General features: G+C 71.9%; 21 protein-coding genes. 6 read left to right on the forward strand and 15 right to left on the reverse strand.

From position 1 onward, the window contains the following. Positions 1–205: 205 nt before the first annotated feature. Entirely contained in the window at positions 206–799 is a 594-nt protein-coding gene (locus tag M8542_RS35835; protein WP_257924763.1) for a TetR/AcrR family transcriptional regulator, read from the reverse strand. 206 nt (positions 800–1005) lie between these two features. Between M8542_RS35835 and M8542_RS35840 the strand changes: the two genes are divergently transcribed. Further along, positions 1006–3198 carry an MMPL family transporter gene (locus M8542_RS35840; protein WP_257924764.1) on the forward strand — a complete coding sequence of 731 codons (2193 nt, stop codon included), beginning with the start codon at positions 1006–1008 and terminating at the stop codon, positions 3196–3198. A gap of 61 nt (positions 3199–3259) precedes the next feature. On the opposite strand, the gene M8542_RS35845 is transcribed toward M8542_RS35840, so the two are convergent. Genes M8542_RS35845 through hisD form a run of 5 tightly spaced genes read right to left on the reverse strand, consistent with a single transcriptional unit; the run spans position 3260 to position 6911 of the window. Next, positions 3260–3682, reverse strand: coding sequence for a nitroreductase/quinone reductase family protein (locus M8542_RS35845; RefSeq protein ID WP_257924765.1), 423 nt, complete (start codon positions 3680–3682; stop codon positions 3260–3262). A 55-nt stretch (positions 3683–3737) separates the two neighbouring features. Then, complete coding sequence (locus M8542_RS35850; RefSeq protein ID WP_257924766.1) at positions 3738–3896, reverse strand: CG2302 family histidine operon protein; 159 nt, start codon at positions 3894–3896, stop codon at positions 3738–3740. Then, positions 3893–4492: an imidazoleglycerol-phosphate dehydratase HisB gene (gene hisB / locus M8542_RS35855; protein WP_257924767.1), complete on the reverse strand. Its 600-nt coding sequence runs from the start codon at positions 4490–4492 to the stop codon at positions 3893–3895. The genes M8542_RS35850 and hisB overlap by 4 nt, the downstream gene beginning before the upstream one ends. Beyond that, a complete protein-coding gene (locus M8542_RS35860) occupies positions 4489–5589 on the reverse strand; it encodes a histidinol-phosphate transaminase (protein WP_257924768.1) in 1101 nt (366 codons plus the stop codon). Before M8542_RS35860 ends, hisB begins: the two co-directional genes overlap by 4 nt. Continuing rightward, on the reverse strand, positions 5586–6911 hold the full coding sequence (hisD, locus tag M8542_RS35865; protein ID WP_257924769.1) for a histidinol dehydrogenase: 1326 nt from the start codon (positions 6909–6911) through the stop codon (positions 5586–5588). Before hisD ends, M8542_RS35860 begins: the two co-directional genes overlap by 4 nt. An 83-nt stretch (positions 6912–6994) precedes the next feature. Here hisD and M8542_RS35870 point away from each other — a divergent pair, with 83 nt between their 5' ends. Together M8542_RS35870 and M8542_RS35875 are read left to right on the forward strand one after the other, a co-directional pair. Beyond that, positions 6995–7789, forward strand: a complete 795-nt coding sequence (locus M8542_RS35870; RefSeq protein WP_257924802.1) for a carbon-nitrogen hydrolase family protein — start codon at positions 6995–6997, stop codon at positions 7787–7789. A 200-nt stretch (positions 7790–7989) separates the two neighbouring features. Then, on the forward strand, positions 7990–8976 hold the full coding sequence (locus tag M8542_RS35875; RefSeq protein WP_257924770.1) for a hypothetical protein: 987 nt from the start codon (positions 7990–7992) through the stop codon (positions 8974–8976). A gap of 5 nt (positions 8977–8981) precedes the next feature. Here M8542_RS35875 and M8542_RS35880 read toward each other — a convergent pair whose 3' ends face one another. The 3 genes from M8542_RS35880 to eccB are packed head-to-tail and all read right to left on the reverse strand — an operon-like array spanning position 8982 to position 11766. Continuing rightward, the gene (locus tag M8542_RS35880; protein ID WP_257924771.1) at positions 8982–9638 is read right to left on the reverse strand and encodes a response regulator; all 657 of its coding nucleotides are present in this window, start codon (positions 9636–9638) and stop codon (positions 8982–8984) included. Then, positions 9635–10333, reverse strand: coding sequence for a response regulator transcription factor (locus tag M8542_RS35885; protein ID WP_257924772.1), 699 nt, complete (start codon positions 10331–10333; stop codon positions 9635–9637). The genes M8542_RS35880 and M8542_RS35885 overlap by 4 nt, the downstream gene beginning before the upstream one ends. A gap of 11 nt (positions 10334–10344) precedes the next feature. Continuing rightward, positions 10345–11766 carry a type VII secretion protein EccB gene (gene eccB, locus M8542_RS35890; RefSeq protein WP_257924773.1) on the reverse strand — a complete coding sequence of 474 codons (1422 nt, stop codon included), beginning with the start codon at positions 11764–11766 and terminating at the stop codon, positions 10345–10347. Positions 11767–11907: 141 nt separating this feature from the next. Between eccB and M8542_RS35895 the strand changes: the two genes are divergently transcribed. Together M8542_RS35895 and M8542_RS35900 are read left to right on the forward strand one after the other, a co-directional pair. Further along, complete coding sequence (locus M8542_RS35895) at positions 11908–12957, forward strand: type VII secretion protein EccE (RefSeq protein WP_257924774.1); 1050 nt, start codon at positions 11908–11910, stop codon at positions 12955–12957. A 178-nt stretch (positions 12958–13135) separates the two neighbouring features. Then, positions 13136–13684 (forward strand): DUF1062 domain-containing protein, encoded by a 549-nt coding sequence (locus M8542_RS35900; RefSeq protein WP_257924775.1) that lies wholly within the window; start codon positions 13136–13138, stop codon positions 13682–13684. A 3-nt stretch (positions 13685–13687) separates the two neighbouring features. Here M8542_RS35900 and eccD read toward each other — a convergent pair whose 3' ends face one another. From eccD to M8542_RS35930, 6 genes are read right to left on the reverse strand one after another with little or no spacing between them, the layout of a single operon-like run. After that, positions 13688–15058, reverse strand: a complete 1371-nt coding sequence (gene eccD, locus M8542_RS35905) for a type VII secretion integral membrane protein EccD (protein ID WP_257924776.1) — start codon at positions 15056–15058, stop codon at positions 13688–13690. A 37-nt stretch (positions 15059–15095) separates the two neighbouring features. Continuing rightward, on the reverse strand, positions 15096–15416 hold the full coding sequence (locus tag M8542_RS35910) for a YbaB/EbfC family nucleoid-associated protein (protein ID WP_257924777.1): 321 nt from the start codon (positions 15414–15416) through the stop codon (positions 15096–15098). Continuing rightward, positions 15413–15883: a hypothetical protein gene (locus tag M8542_RS35915; RefSeq protein WP_257924778.1), complete on the reverse strand. Its 471-nt coding sequence runs from the start codon at positions 15881–15883 to the stop codon at positions 15413–15415. The genes M8542_RS35910 and M8542_RS35915 overlap by 4 nt, the downstream gene beginning before the upstream one ends. After that, entirely contained in the window at positions 15883–17244 is a 1362-nt protein-coding gene (locus M8542_RS35920; protein ID WP_257924779.1) for a WXG100 family type VII secretion target, read from the reverse strand. Before M8542_RS35920 ends, M8542_RS35915 begins: the two co-directional genes overlap by 1 nt. Positions 17245–17247: 3 nt before the next feature. Further along, entirely contained in the window at positions 17248–18327 is a 1080-nt protein-coding gene (locus M8542_RS35925) for a hypothetical protein (RefSeq protein ID WP_257924780.1), read from the reverse strand. Positions 18328–18364: 37 nt separating this feature from the next. Continuing rightward, a complete protein-coding gene (locus M8542_RS35930; protein ID WP_257924781.1) occupies positions 18365–19138 on the reverse strand; it encodes a WXG100 family type VII secretion target in 774 nt (257 codons plus the stop codon). A 143-nt stretch (positions 19139–19281) separates the two neighbouring features. On the opposite strand from M8542_RS35930, the gene eccCa reads away from it, so the two are divergent. Next, positions 19282–23205 (forward strand): type VII secretion protein EccCa, encoded by a 3924-nt coding sequence (gene eccCa, locus M8542_RS35935; protein ID WP_257924782.1) that lies wholly within the window; start codon positions 19282–19284, stop codon positions 23203–23205. The last annotated feature ends 116 nt before the right edge of the window (positions 23206–23321 follow it).

A 23321-nucleotide genomic window follows, 5' to 3' on the forward strand; every position in this document is an offset into this window, starting at 1 on the left:
ACGCGAGTCCCGACTTCGCGCACATGAACCCGGCCCTCCAGCCCCGCGAGTCGTCCAGCCAGGCACGGAACTCGCGTGATCGGGCCCGTGATTCACGTGATCGGAGCCGGAACTCACGTGATTGGGGGCGGGACTCGCGTGATTCGGCGCGGGAGTCGTGTGATCAGCGGGACATCACGTGTGATGGGAGGGTCGACACTCGTGATTAAAGGGTCGACACGACGGTGGGGGTTCGGCGGCGGGGGCGGCCCAGCAGGCGGCGGCCCACGTCCAGCAGCTCGGTGCGGAGTTCGTCGTCGCTCAGGCTCGCCAGGTCCGGGGAGCCGCCGGCCATGGCGATTCCGGTCAGGGTGACCATCGCGTTCACTCGGGCCGTCGCGTCCGGGTCAGGGCCCGACAGGATTCCCAAAAGGGCCTGGCCGAAGCCCTCCATGCCGCCGTGGGCCGACTTCTCGATCGCGCGGACCAGGCCCGGGTCGCTCGAAAACAGCGCCACCAGCGCGCGGTGCCGGATCACCAGGTCGACGAACCCCTCCAGCAGCAGGTCCACCTGCGCGCCCCGGCGTTTCTGCGCGGCCGCGCGCAGCACCAGCTCGTCCAGGTCGCGCACGCCCGGCTCGGCCACCGCCTCGGTGATCTCCGCCTTCGTCTTGAAGTGGTAGTAGACGGCCGCCTTCGTGACGCCCAGCGCGTCGGCGATCATCTGCAGCGACGTGCCCTCGACCCCGTGTTCGGTGAACAGCCGCAACGCGGTGTGCAGCAGTCGGGTCCGGGTGTCCTCGGCCGGGCCGGCGGTCATTCTTCCTCCTCAGCGAGCCGTCGGAGCGTACGTCACTGCCTGTCGATCGGCAAACCGTCTCCTTGCCGATCGGCTGGGATAAACCTTGCTGTTCGGCAAGTCACATACTTGCCGATCGGCTTGGAAGTCGCCTAGCCGATCGGCTAGCTTGGAGGGGCAACCTTATGGAGTGAACCGACCCCGTTCGGGCGAAACGGAGCTGACTCGTGGCGACCTTCCTGTACCGGCTGGGCCGGTTGTCCTTCCGACGGCGAGCGCTGGTCGCCGCCGTCTGGGCGGCCGTCCTCGTGGCGCTCGGGCTGGGCGCCCTCACGCTCTCCGGCCAGCTGTCGAACTCGGTGACGATCCCCGGCACCGAGTCGCAGCGGGCCATCGACCAGCTGACCGAGAAGTTCCCGCAGGCCAACGCGGGTGGCGCGACCGCGCGCGTCGTCATCGAGGCGCCGGCCGGCACCACGGTCACCGACGCCAAGGGCAAGGCCGCGGTCGAGGCGCTGGTCGGGCAGCTGAAGACCGCGCCGAAGGTCGCCGCCGTCGTGGACCCGTTCCAGGCGCAGTCGATCTCGCCCGACAAGCGCGTCGCGCTCGCCCAGGTCAGCTACGGCGCGAAGGCGTACGAGCTCACGGACGGTGACCGCGAGGCGCTGCAAGAGCCCGCCGAGGAGGCCCGCGCGCACGGGTTCACCGTCGAGTTCGGCGGCGACGCCGTGCAGGGCATCCCCGAGACCGGCGCCACCGAAGGCCTCGGCGTCGCGGTCGCGGCCGTCGTGCTGATCATCACCTTCGGCTCGCTCGTCGCCGCCGGGATCCCGCTGCTCACCGCGCTCATCGGCGTCGGCACCGGGATGGGCGGCATCTTCCTCGCCTCCGGGTTCCTCGAGCTGAACTCGAACACGCCGATCCTGGCGCTGATGATCGGGCTGGCCGTCGGCATCGACTACGCGCTGTTCATCGTCTCCCGCTACCGGCACGAGCTGAAACTCGGCCGCGACCCCGAGGAGGCCGCGGGACGCGCGACCGGCACCGCCGGCTCGGCCGTCGTGTTCGCCGGGCTCACCGTCATCATCGCGCTGGCCGGCCTGACCGTCGTCGGCATCCCGTTCCTCGGCCAGATGGGCGTCGCCGCGGCCGTGACCGTCGCGGTCGCCGTGCTCATCGCCCTGACGCTGCTGCCCGCGATCCTCGGCTTCGCCGGCACCCGGGTGGCCGGCGAGCGCATCCGCCTGCGCCGCAAGCCCGTCGAAACGACGCACGGCGAGCGCTGGGCGCGGTTCGTCGCCCGCCACCGGATCCCGGTGCTGCTCGTCGCGCTGGCCGGGATGGCCGTCGTCGCGCTGCCCGCGCTCGGCATGCAGCTCGGCCTGCCCAACGACAGCACCGCCGCGCCCGAGTCGACGCAGAAGAAGGCGTACGACATCGCCAGCCGCAGCTTCGGCGAGGGTTCGAACGGCCCGCTGCTGGTCGTCGTCGACGCCGGCGCGAGCACCAACCGCCAGGTCGCGCTCGGCCAGGCCGCATCGAACATCGCGAAGCTGCCCGACGTCGCCGCCGTCACCCCGCCGCGCGTCAACCAGGCCGGTGACACGGCGTTGCTCACGGTGATCCCCAAGAGCGGTCCGAGCAGCACCCAGACCGAGGACCTGGTGGCCGCGATCCGCAGCGAATCCGGCGTCCTGGAGAACGCGACCGGCGCGAAGCTGGCCGTCACCGGGCAGACCGCGGCGAACATCGACGTCTCGGAGAAGCTGTCCGACGCGATGCTCCCCTACCTCGCGTTGATCGTCGGGCTGGCGTTCGTGCTGCTGATGCTGGTGTTCCGCTCGGTGGTGGTGCCACTGAAGGCGACGATCGGTTTCCTCGGCTCGGTCGCGGCGACGTTCGGCGCGGTGGTCGCGGTGTTCCAGTGGGGCTGGCTGACCGACCTGCTCGGCGTCGAGTCCACCGGGCCGATCATGAGCATGCTGCCGATCCTGCTGATCGGTGTCCTTTTCGGACTGGCGATGGACTACCAGGTGTTCCTGGTGACGCGGATGCGCGAGGAGCACGTCCACGGCGCCGAGCCGCAGGAGGCGATGGTCACCGGCTTCCGCCATGGCGCGCGGGTGGTCGTCGCGGCGGCGCTGATCATGATCAGCGTGTTCGCCGGGTTCATCCTGGCCGAGTCGGCGCTGATCCAGTCGATCGGCTTCGCGCTGGCGTTCGGCGTGCTGGTGGACGCGTTCGTGGTCCGCATGACGCTGGTGCCGGCGGTGATGTCCCTGCTCGGCCGCGGCGCGTGGTGGCTGCCGAAGTGGCTGGACCGGATCCTGCCGGACGTCGACGTGGAGGGCGAGAAGCTCACGAAGCACCTCGACGCTCCGGGCGATGACGAGCGTGAACTGGTCGGCGCGAGCCGCTAGCGCTGTGCCGTGAAGGGCACCCTCGTGGGCTTGAAAGCCACGAGGGTGCCCTTCACGGTGTTCAGGCCGGGGCCGGAACACCGTCGAGGACGACCACCGGGAAGACCCGGTCGGTGTTCCGCTCGTAGGCGGAGGTGCCGTCGGAAACCCGGCGGTAGAGGCGGTCGCGTTCCTCGCCGGTCGTCACGACGGCCTGGGCCCGATAGGTGCCGTCGCCGAGTTCGACCGTCACGGCCGGGTCGGCCCGCAGATTGTGGAACCAGGCCGGGTGCCGCGGCGCACCGGCCTTGGAGCCGACGACGAAGATGCGGCCCCGGTCGTCGACTGCGAAGCCGAGCGGCACGGTCGTCCGCCGTCCGGTGCGCGCCCCGGTCGTGGTCAGCAGCAGGATCGGGAACGGTGGTTCGCGCACCGTGCCGTGGTTGGCGCGGAACTCGCTGATGACGCCCTGGTTGTAGGTCCGGAACTCCTCGTCGGTGGGCATGGTCCTCCTCGGCTCGTCTGCAAGGTGGACCGCCCGCGCCCGCGAAAGGAATCGGTCAGCTGGCGAACCAGAAGATCGCGCCGCCGATGGCGAGCAGCGCCGCGATGCCCAGCACCCCCGCCATGAACTTCGCCGTCTTCCACGTCGAGTACACCCCGCCCACCAGGAAGCCGCCCAAGGCCAGCAGGAGGACTCCGACGACTTCCTTGCTCACAGAACGCCCTTCGTCGACGGGATGCCGGCCGCGCGCGGGTCCGGTTCGGTTGCCGCACGCAACGCGCGAGCCACCGCCTTGTACTCCGCCTCCGCGATGTGGTGGGGGTCGCGGCCGTGGATCACCCGCACGTGCAACGCGATCTGCGCGTGGAACGACAGCGAGTCGAACACGTGGCGGGTAAGCACGAACGGGTAGTTGTTGCCGATCGTGAAGGTGTTGAACTGCTCCGGCTCGCCCACGTGCACGCAGTACGGCCGGCCCGAGACGTCGATTGCCGCGTGGGCCAGCGTTTCGTCCATCGGGATCCACGCGTCGCCGAAGCGGCGGATGCCGCTCTTGTCGCCCAGGGCCTGGCGGATCGCCTGGCCCAGCACGATCGCCGTGTCCTCCACCGTGTGGTGCGCGTCGATGTGGACGTCGCCGGTGGCCTCGACCTTCAGGTCCAGGGAGCCGTGCACGCCGAACGCCGTCAGCATGTGGTCGTAGAACGGGACGCCGGTCGAGATGTCGACCTCGCCCGTGCCGTCGAGGTCCAGCTGGACGAAGATCGAGGACTCCTTGGTGGTGCGCTCGACCTTGCCGATGCGGGTCATCGGGAAACTTCCTTACTCGCCTCGAGGAAGGCGTCGTTCTCTTCCGGCGTGCCGATGCTGACGCGCAGGTGTCCTTCGATGCCCGGGTCGCGGATCAGCACTCCGCACTCCAAATAGGACTGCCAAGCCGCCGACGGCGAAGCGAACCGTCCGAACAGGACGAAGTTCGAGTCGCTCGGCACCGGGTCGTACCCCAGGCCCGCCAACGCTTCCACGACGCGGTCGCGCTCCGCGGCCAGCTTGTGCACGCTGTCCAAAGTGGCGTCCGCGTGGCGCAGTGCCGCCCGCGCCGCCGCCTGCGTCAGGCGGGACAGGTGGTAGGGCAGCCGCACCAGCTGCAGTGCGTCCACCACCGCCGGGGCCGCCGCCAGGTAGCCGAGCCGGCCACCCGCGAACGCGAACGCCTTGCTCATCGTGCGTGAGACGATCAACGAAGCCGGGTAGTCCGCCAGCAGCGAAACCGCGCTCGGCTGCGACGAAAACTCCGCGTACGCCTCGTCGACGACCACGATCCCGGTGGCCACGTCGAGCAGTGAGCGCAGCTCGTCGAGCGGGATCGAGCCACCCGTCGGGTTGTTCGGGCTGGTGACGAACACGACGTCGGGCCGCTTCGAGGCGATGACCGCGGCCGCCGCGGCCGTGTCCAGCGTGAAATCGGGACGGCGCGGCGCGGGCACCCACTCGGTGCGCGTGCCCGACGCGATGATCGGGTGCATCGAGTACGACGGCTCGAAGCCGAGCGCGCTGCGCCCGGGCCCGCCGAACGCCTGCAGGATCTGCTGCAGCACCTCGTTGGACCCGTTGGCGGCCCACACGTTCGCCTCCGACAGCACCACCCGCGTCGACACGCTCAGGTAGTCGGCCAGGTCCTGGCGCAGCGCCACCGCGTCCCGATCCGGGTAACGGTGCAGCTCGGCCGCTTCGAGACGGACCGCTTCGGCGACGTCCGAGACCAGCGCGGGCGGCGGCGGGTACGGGTTTTCGTTGGTGTTGAGCCGGACCGGGACGTCCAGCTGCGGCGCGCCGTAGGGCGACTTGCCGCGCAGGTCTTCGCGCAGCGGCAGCTGGTCCAGGGTGACGTCTTCGCCGATCGTCATCGGATCGAACCTCCGAAGCGCGCAGTGACGGCCTCGCCGTGCGCGGGCAGGTCCTCGGCGTCGGCCAGCGCGACGACGCGGCCGGCGACCTCGCGCAGGGCGTCCTCGGTGTAGTCCACGACGTGGATGCCCTTGAGGAAGCTCTGCACGGACAGCCCCGAGGAGTGGCGGGCGAACCCGCCGGTGGGCAGCACGTGGTTGGACCCGGCGCAGTAGTCGCCGAGCGACACCGGGGCGTACGCGCCGACGAAGATGGCGCCCGCGTTGCGGACCCGGGCCGCGACCGCGCGCGAGTCCGCCGTCTGGATCTCGAGGTGCTCGGCGGCGTACGCGTCGACGACACGCAGCCCATCGTCCACTGTGGACACCAGGATCACGCCGGACTGCTTGCCGCCCAAGGCCTCGGCGACGCGTTCCGAGTGCTTCGTCGCGGCGACGCGGTTCACCAGTTCCTTGTCGACGGCGTCGGCGAGCTCGAGCGAGGTCGTCACCAGGACGCTCGCGGCGAGGGGGTCGTGCTCGGCCTGGCTGATCAGGTCGGCGGCGACGTGCACCGGGTCGGCCGTCTCGTCGGCGAGGATGGCGATCTCGGTCGGGCCGGCCTCGGCGTCGATGCCGATCAGGCCGCGCAGGAGCCGCTTGGCCGCGGTGAGGTAGATGTTGCCCGGCCCGGTGACGATGTCGACCGGGGTGAGCTCGGCGCCGTCGGTGTCCGTGCCGCCGTACGCGAGCAGCGCGACGGCCTGCGCGCCGCCGGCCGCCCACACCTCGTCGACGCCGAGCAGCTCGGCGGCGGCGAGGATGGTCGGGTGCGGCAGGCCGTCGAAAGCGGCCTGCGGCGGCGAGCAGACGACCAGCGAGCCGACGCCGGCGATCTGCGCCGGGACGACGTTCATGACCACAGTGGACGGGTACACGGCCAGCCCGCCCGGCGCGTAGAGCCCGACGCGCTCGACCGGCACCCACTTCTCGGTGACCGTGCCGCCGTCGACGACCGTGGTCGTGACGTCGGTGCGGCGCTGCTCGGCGTGCACCTTCCGGGCGCGGGTGATCGACTCCTCGAGCGCGGCGCGCACAGCCGGGTCCAGCTGCTCCAGAGCCTGCGTGAGCGAAGCACGCGGCACCCGCACCGACGCCGGACGGACCTTGTCGAACTTCTCCGTGTACTCGAGGACGGCATCGACACCGCGGTCACGGACCGCCTCGACCACCGGGCGCACGTGATGCAGCGCCGCGTCCACGTCGTATTCGGCGCGTGGGAGCGTGGCGCGCAGTTCGGCGGCGGTCGGGACCTGCCCACGCAGGTCGGTGCGGTTCAACATGCCCCCAGGGTACGAGGTCACGCCGAAGGGGTTTTCAGCGATACTCCCCCGTGACGGCGGATCCCAGCATGCAGGAGGCAGCAGTGGCGCGAATCGCGTTGTGCCAGGTCAACTCGGGTGACGACCCGGAAGCGAACCTGAAGCTGGTTCGTGAAGGCGTCGAGGCCGCGGTGGCGGACCGCGCGCGGATCGTCGTGTTCCCCGAGGCGACCATGGCGCGGTTCGGGCGGCCCCTGGAACCGGTCGCGGAGCCGCTGGACGGGCCGTGGGCCTCGGCGGTGGCCGCGGTCGCGGCCGAGCACGACGTGCTGGTCGTCGCCGGGATGTTCACCCCCGCCGACGAGGGCCGGGTGCGCAACACGCTGCTGGTCACCGGCGGCGGGCAGCACCGCGGCTACGACAAGATCCACCTCTACGACGCGTTCGGCTTCGCCGAGTCCGACACCGTGGCCCCCGGCGACGCGGTGACCACCTTCGAGCTGGACGGCGTCGTCTACGGCGTCGCGACCTGCTACGACCTGCGGTTCCCGGAGCTGTTCCGCGCCCTGGCCGACGACGGCGCCGACGTCGTGCTGCTGCCGGCGTCCTGGGGCGCCGGCGAGGGCAAGCGCGAGCAGTGGGAGGTGCTGGTGCGGGCGCGGGCCCTGGATTCGGGCTGCTGGGTGCTGGCGTGCGGCCAGGCCGACCCGGCGGCGACGGGCCTCACGGTGAACCCGAAGGCCCCGACGGGCATCGGCTACTCGACGGTGTCGGACGGCTTCGGCCGGGTGCACGCCGCCGCGGGCGCGGCCCCGGAGACGCTGGTGGTGGACGTCGACACCGCGGTGTCGGCCAAGGCCCGCGCGGCGACGGGCGCCTTGGCCAACCGCCGGCTCTGACTCCGGTCCCGAGCGCCCCAATGTGGCCTTCGGTGCGTCTCACGCACCCAAGGGGCCCTTCGGTGCGTCTGACGCAACCAAGGCCACATTGGGGCGCTTGAGCCGAGGCCGCGGCGCCGGGCCGGCTCCCGCCGGAGAGGGAGCGGGCCCGTCCCGGCGGGGGAAGTGCGGCAGCCCCTGGGACAGCGAGGGTTGCCGCCATGGAAACCACTGATCCCGGGCCACGCCTGCCGCTGGTGGCGGCGGCCGTGACGAGCTTCGTGCTGAGCGTGCTCGGTCTGTACTGGCTCGTCCAGGGCCGGCCCAATCCCTTGGACCGGCCCGACCGGAAGTTCAGCTCGGCCCTGGCCGCCTACTCGGACGGCTGGGCCAACGGCATCTTCACCGCCTGCGCGGTCGTCGCGCTGGCCGGGGCGCTGTGGCTGCTGGCGAGCCGCCGGGTCGCGATCTGGGCTGCCGGGGTGTCGATCCTCGCGCTGGTGCTGCTGATGGACGGCTCCGGCCTGATCCTGGTCGGCTACCTCCCGGCCATCCTGGTCGGTTCGGTCCTCGGTTTCGCCGAGGTGAGCCCGGCGGTCCTGCTGTCTCCGGGCCTGGTGCTGCAGGTCACGCTCCTCGGCACCGTGGCCGCGTTCGGCACCGTCCTCGCCCGGCACCTGCGGCTCGGCCACACCGAGCCGACCGACGACCGTGCGCAGCGGCTCGCCCGTGTGACGGCGCGGACCCGGTTCTGGACGAAGATCGCGATGGAAGCACCACTGCTCTACGCGCTCACCCGTGTGCTGATGTTCTTCCGCGTGCCGGGGTTCGCCATGTTCGGCTTCGGCGAACCGGTCCTGTGGGCGGGTCTCGGCCTGGCCGTGTCGGCCGCCGCGGGCGCCTGGCTCACCAGCGGGCTGATCCGGCCCTGGGGAGAGGTCTTCCCCCGCTGGATCCCCGGGCTGCGCGGCAAGCGGGTCCCCGTCCGGCTGGCGGTGGTGCCCGGCCTGGTGGTCGCCGTGCTGGTGGCGACCACCGCCAAGGACCTCCTGCTGTCCTTCGCCACGAGTGACTCGGCCCTCGCCGCGGTGACGGACTGGCCGCTGGTCACCCTGCCGATGCTGCTGTGGCCGTTGTGGGCCTTCGCCCTGGCGATGGCCGCGACCGGCTACGGCGTCCGCCGGCGGCTGAGCCGCACTTTCACGTGAAAGTGCTAGCGAAGCAGGCCTTCGCGGATCGCCACGCGGACGAAGCCGGCGCGGCGGCGCTCGCCCGTCTTGTCGCGGATGCGGTCCAGGTAGGACCGGACCGTGCGGACGCTGATGTTGAGGATCTCCGCCACGTCGACGTCGCGCTCCCCGGCCGCCACCAGCCGGAGGACCTGCTTCTCGCGCTCGGACAGCACGATCTTCGGGCCCGCGTGCCGCTCTTCGCTGTCCTGGATGATCATTCCGGCCAGCGTCGGCGACACGTACGCGTTGTCGTCGGCGATGGTGCGGATCGCGCGCAGGAGCTCGTCGCCGTCGACGTCCTTGGACAGGAAGCCCTTCGCGCCCGCCTGCATGGCGCCGAGCACCTCCGGCTGTTCCGCGTGTGCGGACACCACCAGCACCTTGTGCCCCATCTGCCCCACTTCCAGGACCGCGGCCGCGTCCTGGACGCCACGGAGCTTCAGGTCGAGGACCACCACGCTGCCCGCGGGCTGGTCCTGGACCGCGAACCGGGCCACGGAGTCGGCGACCGCGCCGAGCTCGATGTCCGGGGCCTCGGTGAGCACGCGGGTGAGCGCGTACCGGTAGAGCGGGTGGTCCTCGATGACCCCGACGTGGATCCGTCGGGGGGCCGGGGCGTCCTCGGCGGGCTCGCTCATTTGCGGCCGCCGCGCCGCGGGTCCGTGCCGCCGATGAGGCCGCGCCGGATCGCTTCCTTGACCAGGCCCGGTCGCCGTCGCTCACCCGTCTTGTCGCGGATGCGGTCGAGGTAACCCCGGACCGTCCGGACGCCGATGCCGAGGATCAGCGCGATGTCGACGTCGCGCTCCCCCGCCGCGACGAGCCGCAGCACCTGCTCCTCCCGCGGCGACAGCTCGACCTCCGCCGACGGCGCGGGCCGGTCGGCGTTGTCCTTCATGATCATCCCGGCGACTACCGCGGAGACGTACGCGCCGCCCCCGGCGACCGTCTTGATCGCGATCAGCAGCTCGTCCGCGTCGACGTCCTTGGACAGGAACCCGCGCGCCCCCGCCGCGATCGCCCCCAGCACCACCTCGGGCTCCGCCTGCGCGGAGACGACGAGCACGTGGTGCCCCAGCTCGCAGACCTCCAGCACCGCCGCCGCCCCCGCGACACCGGGCAGGCCGAGGTCGAGCAGCACGACGCTGCCCGGCGGCTGCCGGTGGACGTGGAACCGGGCGACCGAATCGACCACCGCGCCGAGCTCGACGAAGTCGGCTTCGGCGAGCACCCGCTCCACCGAGACGCGGTACAGCGGGTGGTCCTCGACGACCGCGACGCGGACCCGCCCCTGGCCCGGCACGTCGTCGGTCGAACGCTCTTCCTCTGTCATCTGCACGACTTTCACCCCGTTCCACCCGACGGAGCCGGCTGCCCGGCCGTGGCCGGGTCCAGCGCGGGGCCCGTCGGCACCAATGCCAGCAAACTACCTGTGACCGATGACTTCGCCACGCTTCCGTAGCCGAGCGAAGCCACCGCCTGCGCGTTCACCACCGGGTACTTCCGGCCCGTGTCGGTCACCAGGTAGGTGGTGGCCGAACCGGATTCGACGACGACCGCGCCCCCCGACGGGGGGACGAACACCTCGTCCGCCACCCGAGCTTCGGTCCTCGTCGCGACCTGGATTGCCTTGGCGCCGGCGGGAAGCGGGAATTCGGCCGAAACGAGCAACCGGCTGCCCTGGATGCACAACGCGACCGAGTTGCCGGTGATCGGCGCCTTGCCGGGGATGCGGTCGGGCAACGCGGCCGGGTCGGCGCCACCGGCCCGCGGCGCGCCGACCTTCCGCGCCGCGGCGACGTCCGCCGCGCGGACCTCCACCGGCTTGGGCGCGCCCTCGTACGCGGCGGCGTTGGCCTCCGTGGTCACCAGCAGGCTCGCTTCGGTCTGCCCCACCGGCTCGAGCCCGTCGGGGCGGACGAGGTAGTACGACGTCGCGGCGCCGGGCGCGGCCATCGCGTCCACGACCGCGAGCACCTCGCCGACGCGGGTGTCGCGCCCGCCCACCCGTGGCCCGGGGCCGCCGGCGCCGTCGACCGGCAGCGCGGTGAGGTCACGCCCGGCCGGGACGGTGTCGATCCACCGCGCGGACACCGCGATCGTCGGGTAGCTGTCGAACTGCAACGCGGTCGCGGCCTCGTCGCTCAGCTTGTAGCGGCGGCCGTCGGCGAGCAGGAAGCGGTCGCCCCACGGCAGCCGGACGATCACGCCCTGGTCGCGGGGCAGCTCGACGCCGGACGCGGGCGCGGCGAGCAGGACGGCGGTGCGCGGCTCAGCCGACGCGGGCGCGTCCTGGGTCGTGCGGGTGCAGCTCGTCCACGGGGTGGCCACCAGCGCACTCGCCGCCGGCAGCGAGTCGGGCGCGCCGGGGATGCCGATCTGGGTGCCGCGGCCGGCCTTGCCGAGGTTCTCCGAGGAGACGGACACCGTCGCGTCGCCGTTGCCGCCGGCCAGCAGCCGCGCGGAGGCGTAGTTGAGGACCGGGTGCAGCACGCCGTCGGCGCCGAGCACGAACCGCGCGCCCGAGCCCTCCTCGACGATCACCTTGCCACCGGCCAGCCAGTCCTTGCCGCCGGAGGGGTTGAGCAGGCCGATGATGCCGAAGACGGCGGTGACGAGCAGCGCGGCGACGAGGCCCAGCACGGTGGCGAGGACGAGCCGGCGGCTGGGCGAGACGGGGTGGTTGGCGTCGGCGGCGACGAGCGCGGAGACCAGCCTGCGCCGGAGGAACTGGTACGCCTGGATCTGGTCCCGCTGCGTCCACACGCGCTGTGCCCCCGGCTGTGTGCGTCGTCCTCCCGAGTGCCCGAGGTTAAGCCGCACCCGCGGGCCCGGCGAGGGTAATTTTTACGCCCACGCGGTATCTGGGGAGGCAGTAGCGTCGCAGGCCCGGGGAAAGGGGAACCCGTGTCCGTCGAAACCGCCGGCGCCGTGCGCCCGGCACCGTCCCGGCCCGCATCGACGCCGTTGCCGTGGCTGCTGCCGATCCGGCCGCTGCAGGCCGCGTTGTGGGAGATCGCCGGGATCGCCGTCCTGCTCGTGTGGCTGGTGGACGCCGTGCCGCAGCCCCTGCGGATCGGCGTCAGCGCCGCCGCCGGGCTGCTCGTGCTGCTCACCTCGGTGCGCTTCGCCGGGCGGCACGCGGGGGGCTGGGCGCTGACGTGGACGGCCTACCGGTTGCGCCGCCACGACACGCGCCGCGAAAGCCCGGACGCGCTGCTTTCGGTGGCCGGCCCGGTGAAGGTGCGCCAGCACGTCGACCGCGCGGGCAACCGCTTCGGCGTCGCGGAGGTCGACGGCGGCTGGAGTGCCCTGGTCCGGCTGACCCAGGGCCCGGGCGCGCCGGGGCCGCTGGTGGACGTGCTGCGTGCGGCCTACCGGCGCACCGACGTCCCGCTGGCGTCGGCGCAGCTGCTGACCTGGGCCATCCCGCGCGGCGACCAGGTGCTGCGGGTGCGCTGGCTGGCGGTCCGCTACCGCCCGGACCTCGCGCCGATCGCGGCGCTGGCCCGCGGCGGCGGCGACCTGGGCGCGTTGCGCAGCACGGCGTCGGCGGCGTTGAGCCTGATGGGCGCGCTGGCCGAGGCCGGGTACCAGAGCACGGTGCTGGAGGCCGGCGAGCTGGCGAAGGAGCTTCGCGTGGCGCTGGGCGTCCAGGGCGCGGCTTCGGGCCCGCCGGATCATTGGCGTGCGTGGACGTGGGGTGACGCGGCGCAGATGTGCTTCGCGCCGCGGTCGCCGAAGGTGCTGGACTGGTCGACGCCGGACGCGGCCTTCACCGCGACGTCGTACACGCTGTCCCGGACGCCGGGTGGGCGGGAGAAGGCCGAAGTGACGATCCGCGTCGGGGCGCGGCCGGGGGCTCCGGTGCCCGCGCCGGGCCTGCCGGTGGTCCCGCTGCACGGCCGCCACGGCGCCGCGGTGCGCCGGACCCTGCCCCTCGCCTTGGACAGCTGAAAAACGAGTGGAACGGCGCCGCCCGGCGCCGCTAACGTCCGGCTGGACCGAGTCGCCCAGGCCAGGACGTGCCGTTGTACACGATGTGAGAACCCCCGAACGCTGATCTGTCGCGCGTCGCCGCTGTGCGCCGCGCCGCCTTCTGCTGCGGTCTTCTCACTGGAATCGGTGTACTCCTGTGCTCACCACCTGGTTCGTCCTGCCCACCCGCCTGCCGCTCGTCCGCCGCCGCTGCCACGCGTGCGCGTCGGAGACCTTCCGGACCACCGGCAAGTTCCGGGTCAACGCCCACCACAAGCTGATCGACGCCTGGCTCCTCGCGCTCTGCACCTCGTGCGGGGACACGGTGAAGCTCACGGTCTTCGAGCGGGCGAACGTCCGGTCCGTCCGGCCGGAGCTGCTGGATCGTTTGCACCACAACGATCCCGGCCTCGCCGCCGAGCTGCTGGCGGACCCGGCGCTGCGGCGCCGCAACCGTGTCGCCCTCGATTGGGCGGGCGCCTGGCGGCTCGACACCGGCGGGTCCGCTCACCTCGACCGCGAGGTGATCGACGTGTCGGTCCGCTTCACGACGCCGATCCCGATCCGGCCGGTGCGGCTGATCGCCGACGGGTGCGCGTTACCGCGCGCCGAAGTCGAATGGCTGCTTGCGGAAGGGAAACTCGTGTCGGCGGTCCGGCTGGACGGCCGGCTCTCCGGCGACTTCACCTTCACGCTCAAGCGGTGAGGCTCAGCCGCGAACCGCGTCGTACACCCCGGCGATCATGCCCACGAACGGCACCAGCGAGAGCAGGACCAGGAACTCCGAGACGTCCAGCAGCCGCGACCAGTACGGCGAACGCAGCCCGCGCGCCACCCGCGTCGCGTAGACCAGGCAGATCGCCGCCGCCAGGACCACCGCGCAGCCCGCCGCGAACACCACCGTCCGGTTGCCCGAGGCCACCAGCCACACCCCGGCCGTCACCAGGCCGAGGACGCCGAAGCCGACCAGGACCAGGCGTTGCGCCTTGCCCGCGTAGGACCGCGACCGCAGGACCCAGGCCACCCCGAGCACCGCGGCCAGCCCGGCTTCCCACGGCCCGCCCGTGGACAGCACGATCGACGCGCAGAGCACCACCAGGCCCAGGCCGACCAGCAACCCGGTCAGCACCGCCTGGGCACGTGACGTCCGGCCGATCATCTCGGTGCCCAGCGACGGCTGTTCGTCCGCGCGGAAGGCTGCCATGTCGTCGGGCACGCGGGGCAGCGGCAACCGCGCCAGGCGCAGCGCCAGCATCGGGGCCACCGCCGCCAGGGCCGTGCACAGCACGGCGACCACGGCCGCGGCCGAGCCCGCGGACACCCCCGCCAGCAGCACCACCCCGGTCGTCACCGCGCCGAAGCCCGCCGCGCTGGTGATCGCGACGAACCACGGCAGCCGGTCGGCCACCGAGACCGCCGCCAGGACGCCGTACACCGTCACCGCCGCGAAGCCGGCCGCCAGCGGCCCGGCCGAGAGCGAGAACAGCGGGTGCGGGGGCAGCACGGACATCCCGGCCAGCAACGCGACGCCGACACCGGCGACCGCGCCCGCGGCCCCGGCCTCCGCGTCGCCGTACGCGCGGCTCAACGCGCCACCGCCGAGCAGCAGCACCAGGGCCAGCAACCCGGTCCCGACCGGCGCCAGCACGCTGCCGGACGCCGCCGCCTGCACGAGAAGTCCGCCCGCCAGCAGCAGCACCACCGCGGCGACCAAGCCGGACCGCCGCGCGACCGAGGGACCCCAGCCGCCGGAGGTGTCGGCGACGCTCGCGATCGAGTCGACGACGTCGTCGAACAGCAAGGGACCCCGCGGGCGCTCCCGCGGGGTCAGGTGCAGCACTTCGCCGTCCCGGATCTGGGCGGCCGCGACGCTCAGGCCGAGCGCCAGTGGCGCACCGCCGAGCCGCGACAGCACCCAGCCGGGGTGCTCGGCCGACGCCTGCCCGGCCGCCCCGGCCAGCCGGACCAGCTGCGGCACCAGCTCGGCGAACGTCGACTGCTGCGGCAGCGCGACGTCGACGCGAGCCCGCGGGGTCACCACCGTGACCCGCCGGGTCGTCCCCGTAAGAGCCGTAGTCATGCCGCCTCCGCGGAAAAGAGTACGTCGGCGGTGGTCATCAGACGTTCTTCGCGGCCGCGATCACCGGGGCGAACTTGGCGTTGGACGCCTCGGCCAGCTTCGACAGCCCGGCGTTCACCGCCTCGAGGACGATCTCCGAGAGGTTGCGGGCGTCGTACTCGCGGATCGCGCGCGGGTCGATGTCGATCGAGGTGAACCGGCCGTCGCCGCGGAGGGTGACGGTGACCTCGTTCTGCCGCGAGTGCGCCTTGACCTCCATCGCCTCGACCGTGCGCTGGATCCGCTGGACCTCTTCGGTCTGCTTGCGCACCTGTGCGAGCAGCTCGTCCATGTCCGGCACCGCGTACGGATCGGTCACTGTTGCATCCCTTCGTGCTGGCGGACGCGGACACTGCCCACGAACCGCTGGAAACCGGGTGAGAGCGTCCGCGCGGTCGCGGGCGCGGCCGTGCAGGCGAGCTCGAGCACCAGCCGCTCCGCCGGCGTCGCGCCGGGGACCGTCAGGTGCACCTGGGTCTGGATCAGCTCTTCGCCTTCGCCGGTGCGCAGGTGGAGCAGCTGCATGACGCCGGGCGCGGCCGGGGCGCCGACGTCGCGGCGGCTCAGCACGTCGAGCCCGGCCGAGGTCAGCGAAAGGCGTTCGACGGCTTCGGCGGCGATGGCGTCGATCGACGCCTCGTCCGGCCGCTGCTGCACGCTCACGGTGATGTTCGGGACGAACTCCCCCGGTGGCGCGTCGTGCACGGCGACGAACACCGCGCCCGAGTCACCCGGGTCGACGGCCGTCCAGCCGTCCGGGATGACGAGGTCCAGGGGAAGGGTCATCACAGCCCCACATACGAAACTGCGTCGTCCCAAGCGGATCCGACGGCGTCGGCCGCGTCGTTGGCCGCGTGACCGACGTAGTCGACCGCCGCGCCGCCGTACTCGCCGATGGTGTGGCCGAGCTTCGGCAGGTCGATGTCGATCTTCGCGCCGATCCCGGCGCCGAGGCCCAGCGCCGCGCCCGCCTTGAAGTTCACCTTGAGATGCCCGGCGTCGTACACGGCCTGGGCGTCGAGCTGCGCGCCGATGCCGTACTGCAGGGTGCCGTTCGCGCCGACGCCGATGCCGGCGACGTCCGCGGCCACCTCGCCCTCGATCTTGCCGCCGGCGAAGACGTTCGCGTGCGCGCCGACGCCGTGCGCGCCGATCGTGCCGGACGCGCTCGCCTCGCCGCCGGCGAAGACCGTGCCCTTGGCGTGCGCCGCGGCGGGGCCCCAGTCGCCCTTGAGCTCGGCTTCTTCCTTGACCGCGGCCAGTTCGGTGTGCCCGGACGCGCCGACGTCCCAGCCCTTCGAGGTGATCTTGCCGTCGTACTCCGGGCTGAAGCCGTCCTGCTCGTGCTTGAACTTGTAGTACGTGATCTCGGTGTTGCGGCCCAGCTTGTCCTTGACGCTCTCCGGCTTCGGCTGCCCGAACGGCGTGTCCGCCTTCTTCGGCGCGCGCGTGCCTTCGAGGCCGTCCCAGGTGAGCTTCTTCCAGCCCGAGTTCTTGAACCACGACGGCGCGCTCCGCGGCCGCTTGCGCCCGTCGAGCGGGCTGCCGTTGAGCCAGCCCAGCGGCCCGCCGGTCTTCTTGCCGAGCTTGTACTCCAGCCGCTGGGTGCCCTCGGGCGGGAACAGCTCGGCGAGCGCCTCGGAGAACTCGTCGACGACCTGCCGGGCGGCCTCGACGCTCTGCTCCCCCAGCTGCCGCGCGGCCTGGATGAACGCGCCGACCGACGCGGAGTTCACCGCGCGGGCCTGCGCGGTCAGCTGCTGGGCGTACTGGTCGAACTGCGCGATGACGGAGTCGACGGCGGCCTTGGCCGACTGCACGAGCTGCGACGCGGTCGAAAGCCGTTGCGCCTGGTCGTCGAGCTTCGCGGCGGCTTCGGTGAGCTCCTGGTTCAGCGTCTGCGCCGCCGTGGCGAACGCGGTGTAGGCGTCGCCGTCCCAGTCCGCGTGCAGGTTCTTCGCGGACTCGTCGATCTCCTTCGCCTTGCCGGAAACCGTCGAGGCCTGGGTGGCGACCCGCTGCGACGCGGCGCTCAGCGCACCGGGATCCCCGGTGACGCGTCTCTGGCACTCGACGAGGACGCGCCGGTACCCGGACAGCACGGAGCTGACCACTCCCGACGCGTCGACCACCCCCGAGGACCACATGGGCTAGTTCCCGGCCGCGTCGTAACCGACGTGCTGGCTGAAGTGCTTGCCGTTGTAGTCCATCGCGATGTCGATGTCGAAGTCCTGGCCGCCCGGAGCCTCCACAGTGGACTCACCGGTGGTGAGGTTCGTGTGGATGGTGACCTCGTTCGCGCCACCGATCGAGCCCGCGCCGCCGGTGACCGGGGCCGGCTGGGTGACCGGGGACGGCTGCGTCGGCACGGTGGCGCCGTTCTGGCCGGGGTTCACCGCGATCCAGCTGTTCGACGGGTCGAGCGGGGTGCCGTTGCCGGTCACCGGCGTCGTCGCGCCGCCGCTGGAACTCGGCGAAGAGCTGGCGAGCGCGGGCGGGGTGTAGTCGGTGAACGAAGGCTGCTGCGGGATCCCCTCACCGCCGGGGGTGGGACTTCCTGACGACGCTGCCTGCTGCCCGGCCGGACTTGCCACCGACGGCGGGGCCTGGGGCGCCGTGACCGGGGTGTTCCCGATCGACGGCGTCGTGGCGCCCGAGCTGCCGGAGTCGTGGTGGAAGAGCTTCTCGATCGCGCCGATGACCTGCGCGAGCTGCGTGACCTGCTGCGCGAGGTCACCCGCGCCGAGCGCCTTGAGCAGCGCGCCGATCGCGGTGATGAACGCGCGCAGCGACGCGCTGGTCGCCGTCGACAAAGCGACCGCCGCACCGTAGGTCCACGGGTTCGACATCAGCGAGGCGACCGTCGGGTTCACCGCGGCCACCACCGAGCGGTAGGCCTGCTGCGCCGTCTTGATCAGCGTGCCGGAGATGCCGAGCAGCTCCGCGCCCTTCTGGACGACGTTGATGATCGTCTCGAGCTGCTTGAGGGAGTCGCCGATCTTCTTCAGCGCCGACTCGCTCGCCGCGCCCGACCAGATCTTGCCGAGCTGGTCGGCGGCCTTGTTCAGCTCGGTGTACATGCTCAGGAACTGCTCGGCCTTCTTCACCAGGTCGAGCACGTGCTGCGCGATCTGCTCCGGCTGGCCGGTGACGATCTGCGGCAGGATGGTGATCGGCCCGCCCGACGACGCGGTCGCGTCCATCGCGCTGGAGTTCGGGAAAGTCAGCATCGGACCTCACAAGTTCTCTCTGGTGAGCACAGGACGATCAGACGACGGAGGCGGGCCGGTACACGCTGACCTTCGCCAGCCCGCTGATGCGGGCGTCGAGCAGCCCGTGGTTGTACAGGCGGCCGCCGTCGCCGGCGACGCCGATGACCGGCTGGCGGTCGGAGAACAGCAGTGGTTCGACCACCACGACGTCCCCGCTGTGCACGCCGCCGGGAACGTCGGAAAAGGTGCGCGCCGTGCCGGCGTAGACCTCGATCAGCCCGACCCGCGCCTGGTTGTCGGCGTCGCCGGCCAGCCAGTCGTTGAAGTCGGCGACACCGTGGAAGCGCGTGTCGGTGATCGGGTGGTCGCCGAGCCGGCCCAGCTGCGCGTCCCCCAGGTAGCGCAGCACGTTGCCGACCGAGGACGGCTCGCCGTGGGCGCCCGCGCTGTCGTTGATGGCCAGCGTGGCCAGCTCGGACGCGTGCGGGCTCCCCCAGATCGACGACGTGGGTGTCGTGGACCCGTCGTGGCCACCGCCGTAGCCGGCGGCGGCGTCGCGGTCCGCCGCCTGGTAGGCGTCGGCGCTGGCCTTGACGAGCGCGTTGATCTGCTGCAGCAGCTGCAGGAGCGTGCGGACGGCGGTGACCTGGCTGGAGTGCAGGGCCGCGTTCGCGGCGGCGACCGCGCTACCGAACCCCGCGAACGACACCGGCTGCACGACCAGCCGTTCGAGGTCGGCCACGGCGTTGATGCCGTGCGCGATGATGCCCCCGACGTTGCCGACGGACGAGCGCATCGCCTCGGGCTCAGCCCGGTACTCGCCGGCCATGGCTCTCCTTCCGCGGGTGGCTGCTCGGCAGAGCGTAAGTTCGGCCCCGGAAGCGGGCGGACGGCAAAAGTACCCACCGCGCCGTGTCGGCAAGTGGCCAAAATACCGGTGAGAGCCACCCCGATCCGCTGGAGCATTGCAGTATGAGCCTCTCGCCCGAGCGCCCTACCGAGATCGTGCTGCAGTCGCCGCCGATGCTCCCCAAGAGCAGCTCCGGCGGGATGCTGCAGCTGATGATGTTCCTGCCGATGATGCTCGGCATGGGCGCGATGTCGTTCGTCTACATCGGACGCGACGGCGGGGTGATGACCTACATCTTCGGCGCGCTGTTCATCTGCGCCATGGGCGGCATGGTCGTGATGTCGCTCGGGCGCGGCGGCATGGCCAAGAAAGCGCAGATCAACGACGAGCGCCGCGACTACCAGCGTTATCTCTCCGGCCTGCGGGCCCAGGTCCGCGACATCGCCGACGGCCAGCGCGCGGCCATGATCGCCGTCCAGCCCGACCCGGCCGACCTGTGGGCCTACGTCGAGACCGGGAAGCTCTGGGACCGGCGGCGCACCGACCCGCAGTTCGCGCAGGTCCGCGCGGGCACCGGCCCGCAGCGGCTGGCGACCCCGCTCAAGGCCCCGCAGACCGTGCCGCTGGAAGACCTGGACCCGGTGTCCTCCACCAGCCTCAAGCACTTCATCCGCACCTACTCGACGGTCGACGGCCTGCCGGTGGCGTTGTCGCTGCGCTCGTTCGCCGCGGTGACCGTGGCCGGCCGGCGGCCGCACGTCCTGGGCCTGGTGCGGGCGCTGGTCTGCCAGCTCGTCGCCTTCCACTCCCCCTCCGACCTGCGGGTCGCGCTGTGCGTGCCGGCCGACCGGCAGCACGACTGGGAGTGGGCCAAGTGGCTGCCGCACGCGACGGCGGCCGGCGCGTCCGACGCCGTCGGCTCCCGGCGGCTGGCCGCGGACTCGGCGGCCGGCCTGGCCGAGCTGCTCGGCGCGGACCTGGGCGAACGCCCCGCGTTCAGCCGCCGCGCCGCCGAGCTCGACCTGCCGCACCTGATCGTGGTGGTCGACGGCGGCAACGCCCACGGCGAGCCCCGCCTGATCGGCGAGGACGGCCGCCTCGGCGTCACGGTGCTCGAGATCGGCCAGGAGCACCCGCGCACGTACTCGACCGAGCGGCTGCTGAGCCTGCACACCGAGCCCGAGTCGCTCGGCATGGTCGTCGGCGACGCGACCGAGCAGCGCCTCGGCTTCCTCGGCCGCCCGGACGTCCTCGACCGCGGCGCCGCCGAGGCGCTGGCCCGCATGCTGACACCGTTGCACACGCCCGCCGCGGTCGTCGGCGAGAAGCCGATGTCGTCGACGTTCGGGCTGGCCGGGCTGCTCGGCATCGGCGACCCGCGCGACACCGACACGACGGTGACCTGGGCGCCGCGCGCGGCCCGCGACCGGCTGCGGATCCCGCTCGGCGTCAACCCCGAGGGCCGCCCGGTGGACCTGGACCTCAAGGAGTCGGCCGAGGGCGGCATGGGCCCGCACGGCCTGGTCATCGGCGCGACCGGGTCCGGCAAGAGCGAGCTGCTGCGCACGCTGGTGACGGCGCTCGCCGTGATGCACTCGTCGGAGACGCTCAACCTGGCGCTGATCGACTTCAAGGGCGGCGCGACGTTCGCCGGCATGACCGATCTGCCGCACACCTGCGCCGTCATCACGAACCTGTCCGACGACCTCGCGCTCGTCGACCGGATGGCCGACGCCCTGAACGGCGAGCTGCTGCGGCGCCAGGAGCTGCTGCACGCGGCCGGGAACTACGCCTCGGTGCGCGACTACGAGAAGGCGCGCGCGGACGGCGTGACGCTCGACCCGCTGCCGTCGCTGCTGGTCATCATCGACGAGTTCTCCGAGCTGCTGTCCGCGCGGCCGGAGTTCATCGACCTGTTCGTCGCGATCGGCCGGCTCGGACGATCTCTCGGCATCCACCTCCTGCTGGCGTCACAGCGGCTCGAGGAGGGGCGGCTGCGCGGGCTGGACTCGCACCTGTCGTACCGGATCGGCCTGCGGACGTTCTCGGCCGCCGAGAGCCGCACGGTGCTGGGCGTCGCCGACGCCTACCACCTGCCGCCGGTGCCGGGGTCGGCGTACCTGAAGTCCGACACGGAAACGCTGATCCGGCTCAAGGCGGCGTACGTCTCCGGAGAGCTGCCGCCGCGCAGCACGGTCGTCCGCGAGGACGGCCAGGAGCTCGGCGTGCTGCCGTTCTCCCTGGCGCCGGTCGAGATCCCGGTGACCACCGAAGTCTCGGACGCCCCCGTCGTCGACGGCACCGGCGAGACGATCATCCACGCGATGCTGTCCCGGCTCGAGGGCCGCGGGCCGGCGGCGCACCAGATCTGGCTGCCGCCGCTGGCCGAACCGCCGACGCTGGACCAGCTGCTCCCCCCGCTGGGCGAGGACGCCGCCCGCGGCCTGTGCCCGCTCGGCTGGGGCGGCAACGGCAAGCTGACGATCCCGGTCGCGCTGGTGGACAAGCCGTTCGAGCAGCGCCGGGACATGCTGTGGGCCGACTTCTCGGGCGCCGCCGGCCACGCGATGATCGTCGGCGCGCCGCAGAGCGGCAAGTCGACGCTGATGAAGGACATCGCGGGCATGCTCGCGCTCACCCACACCCCGGCCGAAGTGCAGATCTTCGTGCTGGACATGGGCGGCGGCGCGCTCGCCCCGATCGCCGGCCTGCCGCACACGTCCGGCTACGCCACCCGCCGCGACGCGCAGCGCTGCCGCCGGGTCGTCGCCGAGCTCACGACGTTGCTGGAGCAGCGCGAGGAGTTCTTCGCCGCCAACGGGATCGAGTCGATCACGACGTTCCGCCAGCGCCGCGCCGAGTTCACCGAGAGCACGGACGGCCGCGAGTTCGGCGACGTGTTCCTGTTCGTGGACAACTGGACCACGATCCGCCAGGAGTACGAGCAGCTGGAGGAGCAGATCACCGGGCTGGCCGCGCGCGGGCTCGGGTTCGGCATCCACGTGATCGTCTCGTTGAACCAGTGGATCGGCGTCCGCGCCCAGCTGCGCGACGCGATCGGCACCCGTTTCGAGCTGCGGCTGGGTGACCCCCAGGACTCGTCGATCGACCGCAAGGTGGCGGTGAACGTCCCGGCGGACCGGCCGGGACGTGGCATCACGGCCGAAAAACTGCACTTCCTGGCGGCGTTGCCCCGCATCGACGCCGACCAGCGCCCGGAGACGATCGGCGCCGGGGGTGTCGACCTGACCCGGCGGATTTCCGATGCTTGGAAGGGGCCGCGGGCTCCTCAGGTCCGGCTGCTGCCGCCCGAAGTGCCTCTGGACACCCTTCCCGCTGCTCCTTCGCGGCAGGTCACCCTGGGCATCGCGGAATCGACGTTGCGGCCGGTTCACCTGGACTTCGCCGCCGACCCGCATTTTGTGGCCTTCGGCGACGTCGAGTCCGGTAAGAGTTCGCTGCTTCGTGCTCTCGCCCACGGGATCACTTCGGCTTACTCGCCCGAGGAAGCCGCGATCATCGTTGCCGACTATCGGCGGGGGTTGCTCGGGGCTGTGTCCGAGGAGCACCTTCTCGGTTATGCCGGTGCTGAAGGGAAGCTGACCGATCTCATCGGTGAGTGTGCTACCGCCATGCGGAACCGGTTGCCTGGGCCTTCCGTCACTCCCGAGCAGCTGCGGAACCGGTCCTGGTGGCGGGGGCCTGAGCTTTTCGTGCTTGTCGATGACTATGAGCTTGTTGCCACCGTTGGGCGGAATCCCTTGCAGCCCTTGCTCGAGTTCCTTCCTCAAGCTCGGGATATCGGGTTGCACCTTGTGATCGTTCGGGGGTCCGGTGGGGCTGGGCGGGCTCTCTTCGAGCCCGTTCTTCAGCGGTTGCGAGAGCTTGGTTCTCCTGGGCTTGTTATGTCTGGGACCAAGGATGAAGGGGCTTTGCTTGCTGATGTGAAGCCTTCTTTGCAGCCTCCTGGGCGGGGTACTCTTGTTTCTCGGCGTTATGGGACTGGGCTTGTTCAAGTTGCTTGGACTAAGCCTGTGGATTCCTGACTTTTCCCTGATTTTACTGATACGGCTTCGCCGGGGCGTGGGAAATCGGCGCCCTGTGGTCTATTCCTGGTGTGGCCGGTAGCGCCGATTCCCCACGCAACGAATCTCTCCCTAGC

Origin of the sequence: Amycolatopsis iheyensis, assembly GCF_024703995.1 — a bacterium.
In the GTDB taxonomy this organism is placed as follows: domain Bacteria; phylum Actinomycetota; class Actinomycetes; order Mycobacteriales; family Pseudonocardiaceae; genus Amycolatopsis; species Amycolatopsis iheyensis.